The organism is Rhodococcus sp. NPDC080181 (assembly GCF_040702225.1).
Taxonomy (GTDB): domain Bacteria; phylum Actinomycetota; class Actinomycetes; order Mycobacteriales; family Mycobacteriaceae; genus Rhodococcoides; species Rhodococcoides fascians.
This window is the reverse complement of sequence record NZ_JBFBKN010000010.1, coordinates 143,208-157,331: the sequence shown is the minus strand read 5'-3', so window position 1 is coordinate 157,331 and position 14,124 is coordinate 143,208. Positions and strand designations below refer to the sequence as shown.

Genomic DNA, 14,124 nt, shown 5'->3' with positions numbered 1-14,124 from the left:
TCCCGTGAAATCAGTGCCGCCCCATGTCTTCGACCTCCCCGACAGGCTCGCACCGAAGCGCCAACCCACGCTCATCGGTCATGACCGACAGCACTTTTCGGCGATCACCGCCAGCATCGAGAAGTCACGTTCCGACACGATCGCTCGATTGAACGCCATCCAGAAGTCATCCGGGCGGATGGGACAGGAGGTGATGGAACGTGATTTCGAGATTCACCGACTGAACGGGCGGCTGCGCCAATTGAATCGTTACGGTGCCGATCTGTGTTTGGGGAGGTTCGTCCCCATCGACTCGGACCAACCGGTGTACGTAGGGCGTACCGGCTTGCTCGGCAATGCGGGCGAACAATTGCTCGTCGACTGGCGCTCCCCCGCTGCCGAGCCGTTCTTCGGTGCAACCCATGCCAACCCGATGGGACTGAAGAGCCGTCGCCGCTATCGGTGGACGAACGGCAGCATCACCGACTACTGGGACGAGGTCTTCGATCCCACGTCTCTGGACGACAATGCCGCGCTGGACGATCAGTCCGCGTTCATCGCCAGTCTGGGTGCCGAGCGCTCACCTCGGATGCGTGACGTACTGGGCACGATCCAGGCGGATCAGGACGCGATCATTCGAGCCCACGCGCACGGGGCACTGGCGATCGACGGTGGCCCGGGAACCGGGAAGACTGTTGTTGCCCTTCACAGCACCGCGTACCTGCTGTACGCAGACTCACGAATAGGGCACAACCGCGGCGGAGTACTGTTCATCGGTCCGCATCAGCCCTACCTCGCGTACGTCTCGGGCGTACTCCCCAGTCTCGGCGAGGAGGGAGTACGGACATGCACCCTGCGAGACCTCGTCGCGGAAGGGACGCATGCGCTCGACGACACCGATCCTGTTGCGGCGCGGCTCAAGGAAGACCTCGACGTCGACGCGGTCATCGAGGCGGCTGTTGCCTTCTACGAACAACCACCGACCCACGACGTCACAGTCGAAACAGACTGGGGAACATTTGTATTGACGCCGAACGACTGGGTGGAGGCATTCGGTGCGCCAGATCCCGGTACGCCGCACAACGAGGCTCGCGAGCTGATCTGGGACCTACTGACGACCATCGTGACCGATCGCTGTGCCGCACAGGGATCCCGCGAAGAATTTCGGCAGTCGCTGCAGCTGAACGAGGATCTGCGTGACGTCCTGGAACGCTCGTGGACGATCGTCGATGCCGCAGACCTCGTGGCGGACCTGTGGACCGTTCCGGCATACCTGCGCACATGCGCACCCTGGCTCGACGCGGACGACATTCGAGCACTTCGACGCGCTGATGCGACACGCTGGACTGTGGCCGACCTACCTCTGCTCGACGCGGCACGGGCGCGACTCGGCGATCCGAAACATGCTCTACGACAACGACGTCGATCGCTATCTGCTGCGATCGAACGCTCGCGAATGGACAGTGTCGTCGACGAGTTGATCGCGGTCGACGACGACGAAATGATGGCCGCGCAATTCCGTCAGGAGATAATTCGGGATGCACTCGTCGATTCGTCCGGCTTCGAGGACCATCCGACGGATCCGCTGGCGGGTCCGTTCGCGCACATCGTGATCGACGAGGCTCAGGAGTTGACCGATGCGCAGTGGCAGATGGTGATTCGGCGATGTCCTGCTGGGAGTTTCACCATCGTCGGAGACCGGGCGCAGTCTCGTCGGGGCTTCACCGAGACGTGGCCGGATCGGCTCGAACGAGTAGGTATCGACGAGGTGACCGTCGCCGCTCTCGGCGTGAATTACCGGACGCCGCAGGAAATTATGGACGTGGCCGAGCCGGTGATCCGGGCGGCGCTGCCCGACGCGAACGTTCCCACGTCGATACGCAGAACCGGCGTGCCGGTCGAATACGGTGACGTCGCATCACTTTCGACGGTTCTCGCCGATTGGCTCGGTTCGACGACCGGCGGAACCGCATGCGTGATCGGTGATCCTACTTTTCGGCAGTCCGATCGAATCAGCTCGCTGACACCACAGCTCGCCAAAGGTCTGGAATTCGATCTGGTCGTTCTGATCGACCCGGATTCTTTCGGCTCCGGCATCGCAGGTGCTGTCGACACGTATGTGGCCATGACGCGAGCCACCGGTCTACTCGTCATCTTGACCTCGTCGCAGCGCGAGCGAATCGAGTAGATCCAGCACGGCGTGGATCGCCGGACTCGCATCGGCGCTGCGCCTCCACGCGGCATGCACTTCTCGCTTGGGGGCGCGCGCCAGCGGGACCGCCACGAGCGCCGGGCCGAGAGGCGGTCTTGCGAGACGGGGAATCAGTGCCAGCACATCGTCTGCCTCCACCAGGGAAAGCTGAGTGGAGAAGTCGTCGACGAGGTGCCGAACGTCGATCTCGCTCGACGTGTCCGCGAACAGTCGACGAAACCACTGGTGGCACAACGTGCCCGCCGGGCTCGTCACCCACGGGTACGTCGCGAGGCCTGCCGGTGTCAGGGGCGACTTCCCTGCGGCGAGGGGGTGGGTTCGATTCATGACGACATCGCCGTGGTCGGTGTGAATGGATCGCCGAACGATCGAGCGAGGAGCCACTGCGGGAACTCCGTCGGCGTCGTGCACCAGCGCCAGGTCGGCTGCCCCCGAATGCACACTGTGCAGCGCCTTATCCGGGTCCTCCTCCCCGATCTGCACGGTGAGGTCGGGATGGCGAGCGCTCAGGGTCGCGAGTGCAGGGGCGAGCAGACCGCGGATCGCAGTGGAGAATCCGACCACTCGTACCACCCCGCGCGCGGCACCCTCGTCTGCCGATCTCGCCGACTCCAGACACCGCTCGAGAGCGTGGAACACCTCGTCCGCAGATTCGACCATTGCCCGTCCGGCCGGCGTGAGGACAACACCTCTGCCCGCCTGCGCAAGTACCGGCGTTCCGACCTGGCGTTCGAGCCGTTTGATCTGCTGGGAGACGGCCGACGCGGTGTAACCGAGCTCGTCGGCCGCTTTCGTCAGCGTGCCCAGGGCGGCAACTGCACGCAGCGCGTGGAGTGCATTGATATCGATCATGAAGCAAAGGTACGCAATACTGCCGAAATTACATCGCTGGACCGAGACGATCATGTGGGCTCACACTCGGACGATGAACATGTCCACTCCTTCGGCCACGTCGACGTTCGGCACCAACCTGGTTGCCATGTGCACACCGATGAACGCCGATGGGCAGGTGAGCCGCACCGGCACGGACGCCTTGCTGACCCACTTGCTCGCGACCGGGTGCGACGGCGTCGTCGTCGCCGGCACCACCGGGGAGGCACCGACTCTCACGCCGCGTGAGCAGGCCGATCTGATCACGGCGACGCGCGAATTCTCGGGCCACGCCCTGCGTGTGATCGCGGGTGTCGGCACCAACGACACCTCCGCCGGGATCGAGTCGGCGCGACGTGCCGCCGATGCGGGGGCCGACGCATTGCTCGTCACCGCCCCCTACTATTCGCGCCCCACGCAGGCCGGCGTCGCCGATCACATCGTTGCCATCGCCGACGCCGGAGCGCTCCCGGTCATGGTGTACGACGTGCCGGCTCGGACCGGTGTGCCGATCGACGCGTCGACCCTGGTCGACCTCTCGCGGCATACCTCGATCACGGCGGTCAAGGACGCGAAAGGCGACCTATACGAGGCGATGAACGTCATGGCTGAAACCGACCTGGCCTATTACTGCGGTATCGACGAATTGACCCTGCCCTATCTGTGCTGCGGTGCAACGGGTTCGGTGAGTGTGGTCGGCAATGTCGTCGCCGACCGCTACGCCGACCTCTTCGACGCGGTCCGTGCCGGAGATCTGACTCGCGCGAACGCGGTACAGCGATCGCTGCTACCTCTCGTCGAGGCCGTCATGCGCACCACCCAGGGAGCGATCATGGCCAAGGCGGCCTTGGTCGCCATCGGTGTGCTGGCCGACGCCACGGTGCGGCGCCCGTTGCTCGAATCGTCCGCCGCAGATCTGCAGCGTCTGACCCACGCGTTGGCGGTGACAGGAATCGATCAGGAATCGAGAAGCATGCGCGTTCCGATACGACTACCGTGATCGCACACATACCTCGGTGCAATCGACCTTCTCGGTTTCGGTTGCCGTGACGATCAGGAGACACCGCGAGCATGGCGACGACCAAGGTCACGCAGAAATCGGCAGCGCACGCCGCCGACAGTCACGATCTGATTCGAGTACAGGGCGCGCGGCAGAACAATCTCGCCGACATCAGCGTCGAACTTCCCAAGCGACGCCTCACGGTGTTCACCGGTGTCTCCGGGTCCGGAAAGAGCTCCCTCGTCTTCAGCACCATCGCGGCCGAATCCCAGCGCATGATCAACGAGACCTACAGCGCCTTCGTTCAGGGCTTCATGCCGACTCTCGCGCGGCCCGACGTCGATGTGATGGACGGGCTCACCACGGCCATCATCGTCGATCAACAGCGAATGGGTGCCAATCCCCACTCCACCGTCGGAACCGCCACCGACGCCTATGCCATGCTTCGCATTCTCTTCAGCAGAGTGGGGAAACCGTATATCGGCTCTGCACAGGCTTTTTCGTTCAACGTGGCATCCGTCTCCGGTGCAGGTGCTTACAAGGTGGACAAGGGAGGTCGTCAGACCACCGAAAAGAAGTCCTTCTCCGTCACCGGTGGAATGTGCCCGCGCTGCGAGGGACGCGGCTCGATCAGCGACTTCGACTTGAATGCCCTGTACGACGCGAGCAAGTCCCTCAACGAGAGCGCCATCACGATTCCCGGCTACAGCATGGAAGGCTGGTACGGCAGGATCTTTCGCGGCTGCGGTTACTTCGACCCCGACAAACCCATCGCGAAATACACGAAGAAAGAGCTCGACGATCTGCTGTATCGAGAGCCCACGAAGATCAAGGTCGAGGGCATCAATCTGACCTATTCGGGCCTGATCCCTCAGATCCAGAAGTCGTTCCTCTCTAAGGACGTCGACGCGATGCAGCCGCATATCCGGGCGTTCGTGGAGCGTGCGATCACGTTCGCCACGTGTCCCGAATGCGACGGAACGCGGCTCAACGAGGGTGCACGATCGTCGAAGATCAAGGGCATCAACATCGCCGACGCCTGCTCGATGCAGATCAGCGATCTGGCCACGTGGGTCGCAGGTCTGAAGGAACCGTCGGTGGCACCGCTGCTGACGACGCTGAGCGAGACCCTGGATTCGTTCGTAGAGATCGGCCTCGGCTACCTGAGCCTGAATCGGCCGTCGGGCACCCTGTCGGGCGGAGAAGCGCAGCGCACGAGAATGATTCGACATCTCGGCTCGTCGTTGACCGACGTCACCTACGTGTTCGACGAGCCGACGACGGGTCTTCACCCCCACGACATCGAACGGATGAACAACCTTCTTCTGCAGTTGCGGGACAAGGGAAACACCGTTCTCGTCGTGGAGCACAAGCCGGAAACGATCGCCATCGCCGACCATGTCGTCGACCTGGGGCCCGGTGCCGGCAGTGCGGGTGGGCACGTCTGCTTCGAGGGCACCGTCGACCAACTGAGGCAGAGCGATACGGTCACCGGCCGCCATTTCGACGACCGCGCGAGTCTCAAGGATTCGGTTCGCGAGTTCTCGGAGGTGCTCGAGATTCGAGGGGCGGATTCGCACAATCTGCGAGACGTGGACGTCGACGTTCCACTCGGGGTGCTGGTCGTTGTCACCGGAGTGGCGGGCTCCGGTAAGAGCTCGCTGATTCACGGGTCGCTCTCGGGCACCGACGATGTGGTCTCGGTCGATCAAGGTGCCATCCGCGGATCGAGGCGGAGCAACCCCGCGACCTACACGGGTCTGCTCGAACCCATCCGCAAAGCCTTCGCGAAGGAGAATGCGGTCAAACCCGCTCTGTTCAGCTCCAATTCGGAGGGTGCCTGCCCGACGTGCAATGGGGCGGGAGTCATCTACAGCGACCTCGCCATGATGGCCGGCGTTGCTACGACGTGTGAGGTGTGCGAGGGCAAACGGTTTCAAGCTTCGGTACTCGAGTACCATTTCGGCGGCCGAAACATCGACGAGGTGCTGTCCATGTCGGTGGCCGAGGCCGAGGATTTCTTCTCCGACGGACCGGCGAAACTGCTTGCAGCACAAAAGATTCTGCAACGGCTGAATGACGTCGGACTCGGCTACCTGAAGATCGGCCAGCCGCTGACGACTCTCTCGGGCGGCGAACGGCAACGACTCAAGCTCGCGACACACATGGCCGAGAAGGGTGGGGTGTACGTACTCGACGAGCCGACCACCGGGCTACACCTCGCCGATGTGGACAAACTGCTCGGGTTGCTCGACCGCCTGGTCGATTCGGGTAAGTCGGTGATCGTCATCGAGCACCATCAGGCCGTCATGGCCCACGCCGACTGGATCATCGACCTCGGCCCAGGAGCCGGGCACGACGGCGGCCTCGTGGTCTTCGAGGGCACCCCCGCAGATCTGGTGGCGGACGGATCCACCCTGACCGCGAAGCACCTGGCCGCGTACGTCGGATAGCTGACCAGAACCGAATACTCGATGGAGACGACGTGACCACCCTGCCCGACCGCCCTGCAACTGCGCTGTTGATCGTCGACGTCCAGAACGACGTCATGGCCGCCGCCCACGATCGCACTCGCGTCGTCGACAACATGGTGCGACTGGTCTCACGAGCGCGAAAGACCGACACACCGGTGATCTGGGTGCAGCATTCCTCGGACCACGAGCTCGTGTCCGGCAGCCCGGGCTGGCAACTCGTGGAGGAACTTCCGATCGACGCCGGAGACGCATTGGTGCACAAGAAGCATGGAGACGCCTTCGAGGACACGTCCTTGGAGGAGGTGCTCGCCGGTGCCAGCGTCGGTCGTGTGGTGGTTGCCGGCGCGCAAACGGACTTCTGTGTGCGATCGACTCTGCACGGAGCTCTGATTCGTGGGTACGACGTGACCTTGGTCAGCGACGCCCACACGACGGAGAACCTGCCGGACCCCGCCCTGCCTACAGCGCAGCAGGTCATCGCGCACACGAACATGTACTGGGACAACCAGACCGCACCCGGTCGAACCGCATCGGCCGTCGCCACCGAGGACGTCGCGTTCGTCGGCCGCTAGCCTGACGCTCCTATTGTTGCTCTGTTCGACTCGTGCTGACGGCAACCCGGTCACGCACGCACACCATCTCGTTCCGGGACGAACGTAGACTGCCGCCCATGGCACTCGATCACGGCGATCCCGGCGACGCCCCGTCCGTTCCCCCTCCCCTGTCTCCGGTGGTCGCGGACCGTCGTCCGTCGGCGGCCGAGGAGGCGCGCACGATCGCTGCGTCCACCAATATCGCGACGCTGGCCAGCCTGACCGCCGACGGCGATCCATGGGCGTCGTTCGTGACATACGGCTTGCTCGACGGAGCACCCGTGCTGTGCGTGTCGCGGATGGCGGAGCATGGTCGAAATCTCGACGGTGATCCACGAGCGAGTCTGTCGATCGTTGCACCCCAGTCACAGACGGACCCGCTGGCCTCGGGCCGCATCACGCTGGCCGGGGTGGTCGAGCGACCGGCAGGAGCCGAGCTCACTGCCGCACGACAAGCGCATCTCGACGCGGTGCCGGCCGCCAAGTACTACGTGGATTACAGCGACTTCACGCTTTGGGTCATGCGAGTGCATCGGGTGCGATGGGTCGGCGGGTACGGCCGAATGGATTCGGCGACGGCCGACGCGTACTCCGAGGCGTCCCCGGATCCCGTGTCTCCGTCCTCGGCCTACGCCGTCGAGCACCTCAACGCGGACCATGCGACGTCACTGTTGGCGATGGCCCGTCAGCTGGGGGGCTACCCGGACGCGACCTCGGCGACGTGTACAGCCGCAGATCGATACGGCCTCGATCTGAACGTCCACACACCGCGCGGTGTGGCCTACACCAGAGTCGGTTACTCCGAGCCCATCGATTCCGCGGACGAGCTGCGCGCTGCAACGGTGGAACTGGCCAGGAGGTCGGCGACCGCCCCGTAGTCCTCGTGACAGTGAAAGCTGCACCTCGACCGATAGCTGGGCCCTTGGCGAGACGCTCCGCCCCGGGGCGACTACCGTTGTGGCTACATCGCAACGTCTAGGGAGCAGGTAATGAGCATCCAACCGGTCGAATCGAAGCGTCACCGTGTCGTCGTCATCGGTTCCGGGTTCGGAGGTCTGTTCGGCGTCAAGGCGCTCAAGAAGGCCGACGTCGACATCACCCTCGTCGCAAAGACGACCCACCACCTATTTCAGCCGCTGCTCTACCAGGTGGCCACAGGCATTCTGTCCGTCGGTGAGATCGCTCCCACTACCCGCGTCATCCTGCGCAAGCAGAAGAACGCCGAGGTGTTGCTGGGCGACGTGCTGAACATCGACCTCGAGGCCAAGACGGTCACGTCCAAGTTGCTCGAGCGCGTCACGGTTACCCCGTTCGACAGCCTGATCGTGGCCGCCGGTGCCCAGCAGTCGTACTTCGGTAACGATCATTTCGCCGAGTTCGCGCCCGGCATGAAGACAATCGACGATGCACTCGAACTGCGCGGACGCATCCTCGGAGCCTTCGAGCAGGCGGAACTCTCCGACGACCAAGAGGAGAAGGACCGCCTGATGACGTTCGTCGTCGTCGGAGCAGGTCCGACGGGTGTCGAACTCGCAGGACAGATCGCAGAACTCGCCGACCGCACCCTCGACGGAGCGTTCCGCAACATCGACCCCCGCGACGCGCGCGTCATCCTGCTCGACGCCGCGCCGGCCGTCCTTCCCCCGATGGGCGAGAAACTCGGCCGCAAGGCAGCCGAACGGCTCGAGAAGCTCGGTGTCGAGATCCAGCTCAACGCGATGGTCACCGACGTCGACAACGACGGCCTGACCGTCAAGGAAAAAGACGGAACGACGCGTCGTATCGAGGCTCAGTGCAAGGTCTGGTCCGCGGGCGTGCAGGGCAGCCCGCTCGGCAAGCAGCTGGCCGACCAGTCGGGTTCGGAGACGGACCGCGCCGGCCGAGTTCTGGTGGAACCGGATCTGACTGTCAAGGGTCATCCGAACGTCTTCGTCATCGGCGACTTGATGTCGGTCAAGGACGTTCCCGGCATGGCACAGGGTGCGATCCAGGGTGCCACCTACGCAGCCAAGCTGATCAAGGCATCGGTCAAGGGGCAGGACGACCCCACCCAGCGAGCACCCTTCAAGTACTTCGACAAGGGCTCCATGGCCACGGTGTCGCGATTCAATGCGGTGGCCAAGGTCGGCAAGCTGGAGTTCGGTGGCTTCATCGCATGGCTCATGTGGCTCGCCCTCCACCTGTACTACCTGGTGGGGTACCGCAGCCGTATCACCACGGTCATTTCCTGGTTCGTCACGTTCCTCGGTAGAGGCCGTGCTCAGATGGCATCGACGGAGCAGCAGGTGTTCGCGCGGCTTGCCATCGAACAACTGAACTCTCTCGAGAAAGCGGGCGACGTGAACCAGCGGACGGCCGAGGTCGAAGAGGAACGCGAAAAAGCAGCGGGTTGATCCACGCAGCACCCGCAAGGTAAGCGAAGCAGAAATGGCTCCGTCCGACGCACATCGTCGGACGGAGCCCTTTCTTTCTGCCCTGCCCGATCTATCGGGTCGGCTGAAGGCGATGACCGACGGAGGTACTCAGCGAGCCACCCCCGGCCAAGGCCAAGCGCACGGTGCCGCCCGCCAGATCGACCTCGGAATCCCGACTGTCCGGATAGCGAAGCGTGCTGGACATCGACATCGGTGCCGACAACCCGTCGTGCGCCACCGTCCCCTCCCCCAGTTCCACCCGGTGGCGCAACAGCGGCCGGCCTCCCACATCGCAGTGCATCGAACTCGCCCACTGTCCCGCCACCTCGTCGAGCCTGCCGATCTGTACGCGCTCACGCAGCCACAGATCCGAGTCTTGTTCCAGTTCGATGACATTGAGCACCGTATGAGAGGCATCGGAGACGACGACCATCGGCTCGGGGTCGAAAACGAGTGACGCCCCCGCCCCCAACTCGACGTGCCAGTGCGCCGACGAATGACGTTGTGCTGCACCGGGCATCGCCAAGGACGCCGCCACACTGCGCACATCCAGACGAGCGCCGGCAGCCACCGAGATCCTGACGCTGATGGTGTCTCCGCCGAGAGGCGTGGCCGCGGTGCCGATCAGGTGGACGGTGTCGGGCCCCGTTTGCCTACCTGCGAGTCCGCCGACCGATGTGATGCGGGGACTGCGTCGACGACTCGCGTCGATGCGGAGCTCGGTGTGCATCGTTCAGTGCGCGTGGTCGTGTGCGTCGGCGTCGGCGATAACCTTCAATTGCTCACGCACCCAGCCGAGCACCGTCGTTGCTGCGGGATCGTCCGTGAGAGAGATCAGGGCCGTGGGGCGACCCTCGCGCACCTGCGCGGCGTCGCGCTCCATGACACCCAGATCCGCACCGACGTACGGCGCGAGATCGGTCTTGTTGACGACGAGCAGGTCGGAGAACGTCACGCCGGGACCACCCTTACGAGGCACCTTGTCTCCTCCCGCGACGTCGACGACAAAAATCTGGACGTCGATCAAACCGGACGAAAACGTGGCGGTGAGATTGTCGCCGCCGGACTCCACCAGAATCAGGTCGAGAGGGGGGTTGTTCTCGATCAGGTCGTCGATCGCGTCGAGATTGGCGGTGATGTCGTCGCGTATCGCGGTATGCGGACAGCCGCCGGTCTGCACGGCCGTGATGCGCTCGTCCGGCAACACTGCGTGCCGCCGCAGGAAGTCGGCATCCTCAGTGGTGTAGATGTCGTTGGTGAGCACGGCCAGAGACAGCTCGTCGCGGAGCTGGCGGCACAAGGCGGCCACCAAGGCGGTCTTGCCCGACCCGACGGGTCCGCCGATTCCCACACGCAAAGCATCGCCTGCGACCCGTGTGCGCTTGGGTCGGTCCAACCCGTGGTCGTGGGGCTCACCGTCGATCAGGTGCGGGGGCATGACATCTCCTTCGGTCGAGAAAACGGTACTGCGGTCGAGAACCGTGTCAGCGGTCGTGAATTCAGGATACGAACAATGGGCGATCGCGGACGGCGTGGGCTTCCGCGAACATGTCCAGCAGCGGATCGGACAGCTCCATCAGAACCGGAAGCGATGCGCACGCGGCGTCGGCCACCTCGTCGCAGAAGTCCCCCAACCGAATGGTGCACGAGGCAACCTCGGCGGGGTCGAGCGCAAGCAGACGTTGCGCCGCGATCGCCGAGCCGGTCATGGTGATGTACACCTGCACAGCCGCGGTGTCGGCGACGGACAGGTCGGCTGCGAGTCCCACGTGCCCGGCCGCGACGGCCAGATGCGGCCGCCGGCCAATGGACAGCCAATCGTGATGCGGCCATGCTGATTTGGCCAATCTGAGCAACCCCCGACCCTGAGCCCGCGACGCAGCTCGCACTGCCGGCGACGGCGTCCGGGCATCGCACTCGGCATCGGCCGCATCCGTGTCCAACGAGCCGAGAACAACCGCACCCGCGATGGACGCCGCCGTGGCTCCCGACGTCCGAATTCGCCGACGCAGAAATGCCTCGAGGGTATCGATGTCGCGCACGAAACCTGATGCGATCGCTTCTTCGACTCCCCCGGAATGGACGTGCCCACCGGTGGGAAGCCGCGAATCTGCAAGCGAGAGAAGGGTTGTGACCTGTCGACGTGCAGCGTACGACGACGCAGTCGACGAGAGGGATCCTAGGGCCATCAGAAGAGGAAATACCGTTGCGCCATCGGCAATTCGGACGCCGGTTGTTCCTTCCACACCTCGCCGTCGATACGCACGGTGAAGGTGTCCGGATCGACTTCGATCTCCGGAAGCGAATCGTTGAGCGGCATATCGGCTTTCCTGATCCCGCGCACGTTCGCAACCGGAACGAGACGGCGATCGCACGCAAGGCGATCGGCCAGACCGTCCTCGATCGCTTGTGGCGCAACGAAATGCAGCGACGTCGCAGCGGCTGCCTTGGGTGACGCTCCGAACATCGGCCGCGGCAGCTCGGGTTGCGGCGTAGGAATGGATGCATTGGCGTCGCCCATCGCGGCCCACGCGATCATGCCGCCCTTGATGACCATGTGCGGACGCACACCGAAGAAGGCAGGATCCCACAACACCAGATCGGCGAGCTTGCCCGTTTCGATCGACCCGATCTCCGCATCGAGACCGTGGGCCACGGCCGGACAGATCGTGTACTTCGCGACGTATCGCCTGACCCGATTGTTGTCGGCACCGTTGTCCCCGGGCAGGTATCCGCGCCGCGCCTTCATGACATGAGCCGTCTGCCAGGTTCGCAGTACCACCTCACCGATACGTCCCATGGCCTGAGCGTCGCTGCCGATCATCGAGATCGCTCCCATGTCGTGCAGCAAGTCCTCGGCCGCGATGGTCGACGGCCGAATGCGGCTCTCGGCGAACGCCAGATCCTCCGGAATGCTCGGACTGAGGTGATGGCACACCATCAACATGTCGAGATGCTCGTCCAACGTGTTCACGGTGTGCGGACGCGTCGGATTGGTCGAGCTGGGCAGCACGTGTGCTTGCGCGGCAACGGTGATGATGTCGGGAGCGTGCCCGCCGCCTGCACCTTCGGTGTGATAAGCGTGTATTCCACGGCCGTTGATCGCAGCGAGGGTGGTCTCGACGAATCCAGCCTCGTTGAGGGTGTCGGAGTGAAGAGCCGCTTGAACCCCCGCCTCGTCGCACACTCGCAGGCACGCGTCGATCGCGGCGGGAGTCGACCCCCAATCCTCGTGCAACTTGAATCCCGAAGCGCCGCCGCGCAACTGCTCCCACATCGAATCGGGATTGACCGTATTGCCTTTGCCGAGCAGCACGATGTTCATCGGCCAGTCGTCGAGAGATTCGAGCATTCTGGACAGATGCCAGGCACCCGGGGTGACGGTGGTTGCCTTGCTTCCTTCGGCAGGCCCGGTACCACCTGCGATCACCGTGGTGATGCCGCCGCCGAGGGCTTCTTCCTTGATCTGCGGGCAGATGAGGTGCACATGGCAATCGATGCCGCCGGCCGTGACGATCTTTCCGTTGCCCGCGATGATCTCGGTCGATGGTCCGATCACGAGATCCGGATGAACGCCGGTCATGGTGTCGGGATTGCCGGCCTTTCCGAGCGCAACGATCCGACCGTCGCGAATACCGAGGTCTGCCTTGATGATTCCCCAGTAATCGACGACGACGACGCCGGTTATGACGGTATCCGGGGCACCGTCTGCCCGGGTGGCACGAGACTGGCCCATCGACTCACGGATCACTTTGCCGCCGCCGAACACCGCTTCCTCGCCGGCCTTGCCCGGACCACCACTTCGATCCTCGGTGATCTCGATCAGAAGGTCGGTGTCGGCCAACCGAATCCGATCACCCGTCGTGGGGCCGAACAACTGGGCGTATCGACTGCGACTCATACGCGCCATCAGCTGTCCAACTTTCCTGGAGGTGTCATGCTCAAGCCGTATACCTCGCGGGTCCCACCGAGGGGCACGAGTTGCACCGTCTGCTCGATGCCCGGCTCGAAGCGCACGGCAGTGCCGGCCGGAATGTCGAGCCGACACCCGTAGGCGCGATCGCGATCGAACTGCAGGGCGGCGTTCGCTTGAGGAAGATGCACGTGACTTCCCACCTGCACCGGTCGATCGCCGCCGTTCACCACCGTCAAGGTGATCGATTCGACACCGTCGTTGATCTCGATATCTCCTGCGACGGTGAAGATCTCACCCGGAACCAGATGGCCGTCTCCGCGCTCGGGCGAGATCGGCTCGTGCACCGTGATCAGCTTCGTTCCGTCGGGAAACGTCGCTTCCACCATCACCTCGGGAAGCAGTTCGGGCACACCACTCAGTACGTCGTCGGCCGTGAGCACTTCCCGGCCCGACGCCATCAGCTCGGCCACGGACTTTCCGTCACGAGCACCCTCGAGAAGGTGATCGGTGATGACCGCGATCGCCTCGGGGTGATTGAGTTTCAGGCCGCGAGCACGGCGCCGCCGCGCGAGTTCGGCGGCGTAGCTGACGAGCAGTCGATCCTGCTCGTGCGGAGACAACCGCATGTAGGTTCTCCGTCCGATCGGTGATGATGCTCGGCAATTC

12 protein-coding genes are annotated in these 14,124 nt (G+C 64.0%); 6 read left to right on the top strand and 6 right to left on the bottom strand.

Annotated elements, in window-relative coordinates:
• Positions 1 to 4: 4 nt before the first annotated feature.
• On the top strand, positions 5 to 2,167 hold the full coding sequence (gene helR / locus AB0O58_RS14230; RefSeq protein ID WP_366238304.1) for an RNA polymerase recycling motor ATPase HelR: 2,163 nt from the start codon (positions 5 to 7) through the stop codon (positions 2,165 to 2,167).
• Here the strand turns inward: helR and AB0O58_RS14225 are convergent.
• A complete protein-coding gene (locus AB0O58_RS14225) occupies positions 2,123 to 3,043 on the bottom strand; it encodes a LysR family transcriptional regulator (RefSeq protein WP_032400731.1) in 921 nt (306 codons plus the stop codon). The genes helR and AB0O58_RS14225 overlap by 45 nt on opposite strands.
• Positions 3,044 to 3,116: 73 nt before the next feature.
• Here AB0O58_RS14225 and dapA point away from each other — a divergent pair, with 73 nt between their 5' ends.
• The 5 genes from dapA to AB0O58_RS14200 all read left to right on the top strand — a co-directional run bounded on the left by dapA (position 3,117) and on the right by AB0O58_RS14200 (position 9,521).
• A complete protein-coding gene (dapA, locus tag AB0O58_RS14220) occupies positions 3,117 to 4,061 on the top strand; it encodes a 4-hydroxy-tetrahydrodipicolinate synthase (protein WP_052061602.1) in 945 nt (314 codons plus the stop codon).
• Positions 4,062 to 4,132: 71 nt separating this feature from the next.
• On the top strand, positions 4,133 to 6,514 hold the full coding sequence (locus tag AB0O58_RS14215; RefSeq protein WP_032400730.1) for an excinuclease ABC subunit UvrA: 2,382 nt from the start codon (positions 4,133 to 4,135) through the stop codon (positions 6,512 to 6,514).
• Between the two features lie 32 nt (positions 6,515 to 6,546).
• Complete coding sequence (locus AB0O58_RS14210; protein ID WP_027497135.1) at positions 6,547 to 7,107, top strand: isochorismatase family protein; 561 nt, start codon at positions 6,547 to 6,549, stop codon at positions 7,105 to 7,107.
• Between the two features lie 98 nt (positions 7,108 to 7,205).
• Positions 7,206 to 8,006, top strand: coding sequence for a DUF2470 domain-containing protein (locus AB0O58_RS14205; protein ID WP_032366230.1), 801 nt, complete (start codon positions 7,206 to 7,208; stop codon positions 8,004 to 8,006).
• A 111-nt stretch (positions 8,007 to 8,117) separates the two neighbouring features.
• On the top strand, positions 8,118 to 9,521 hold the full coding sequence (locus AB0O58_RS14200) for an NAD(P)/FAD-dependent oxidoreductase (protein ID WP_032372402.1): 1,404 nt from the start codon (positions 8,118 to 8,120) through the stop codon (positions 9,519 to 9,521).
• Between the two features lie 91 nt (positions 9,522 to 9,612).
• Here the strand turns inward: AB0O58_RS14200 and AB0O58_RS14195 are convergent, their stop codons facing one another.
• From AB0O58_RS14195 to AB0O58_RS14175, 5 genes are all read right to left on the bottom strand, one after another.
• Entirely contained in the window at positions 9,613 to 10,272 is a 660-nt protein-coding gene (locus AB0O58_RS14195; RefSeq protein WP_027497138.1) for an urease accessory protein UreD, read from the bottom strand.
• Positions 10,273 to 10,275: 3 nt separating this feature from the next.
• Positions 10,276 to 10,980: an urease accessory protein UreG gene (ureG, locus tag AB0O58_RS14190; protein WP_032370566.1), complete on the bottom strand. Its 705-nt coding sequence runs from the start codon at positions 10,978 to 10,980 to the stop codon at positions 10,276 to 10,278.
• 61 nt (positions 10,981 to 11,041) lie between these two features.
• Positions 11,042 to 11,731, bottom strand: a complete 690-nt coding sequence (locus AB0O58_RS14185; protein ID WP_048320346.1) for an urease accessory UreF family protein — start codon at positions 11,729 to 11,731, stop codon at positions 11,042 to 11,044.
• A complete protein-coding gene (locus tag AB0O58_RS14180; RefSeq protein WP_027497140.1) occupies positions 11,731 to 13,452 on the bottom strand; it encodes an urease subunit alpha in 1,722 nt (573 codons plus the stop codon). The genes AB0O58_RS14185 and AB0O58_RS14180 overlap by 1 nt, the downstream gene beginning before the upstream one ends.
• On the bottom strand, positions 13,452 to 14,084 hold the full coding sequence (locus tag AB0O58_RS14175) for an urease subunit beta (RefSeq protein WP_045841750.1): 633 nt from the start codon (positions 14,082 to 14,084) through the stop codon (positions 13,452 to 13,454). The genes AB0O58_RS14180 and AB0O58_RS14175 overlap by 1 nt, the downstream gene beginning before the upstream one ends.
• Positions 14,085 to 14,124 lie beyond the last annotated feature (40 nt).

Coding starts and splice junctions, on each gene's coding strand:
- AB0O58_RS14225 (WP_032400731.1), bottom strand. CDS start 3,043: ATGATCGATATCAATGCACTCCACGCGCTGCGTGCAGTTGCCGCCCTG.
- dapA (WP_052061602.1), top strand. CDS start 3,117: ATGAACATGTCCACTCCTTCGGCCACGTCGACGTTCGGCACCAACCTG.
- AB0O58_RS14215 (WP_032400730.1), top strand. CDS start 4,133: ATGGCGACGACCAAGGTCACGCAGAAATCGGCAGCGCACGCCGCCGAC.
- AB0O58_RS14205 (WP_032366230.1), top strand. CDS start 7,206: ATGGCACTCGATCACGGCGATCCCGGCGACGCCCCGTCCGTTCCCCCT.
- AB0O58_RS14200 (WP_032372402.1), top strand. CDS start 8,118: ATGAGCATCCAACCGGTCGAATCGAAGCGTCACCGTGTCGTCGTCATC.
- AB0O58_RS14195 (WP_027497138.1), bottom strand. CDS start 10,272: ATGCACACCGAGCTCCGCATCGACGCGAGTCGTCGACGCAGTCCCCGC.
- ureG (WP_032370566.1), bottom strand. CDS start 10,980: ATGCCCCCGCACCTGATCGACGGTGAGCCCCACGACCACGGGTTGGAC.
- AB0O58_RS14185 (WP_048320346.1), bottom strand. CDS start 11,731: ATGGCCCTAGGATCCCTCTCGTCGACTGCGTCGTCGTACGCTGCACGT.
- AB0O58_RS14180 (WP_027497140.1), bottom strand. CDS start 13,452: ATGGCGCGTATGAGTCGCAGTCGATACGCCCAGTTGTTCGGCCCCACG.
- AB0O58_RS14175 (WP_045841750.1), bottom strand. CDS start 14,084: ATGCGGTTGTCTCCGCACGAGCAGGATCGACTGCTCGTCAGCTACGCC.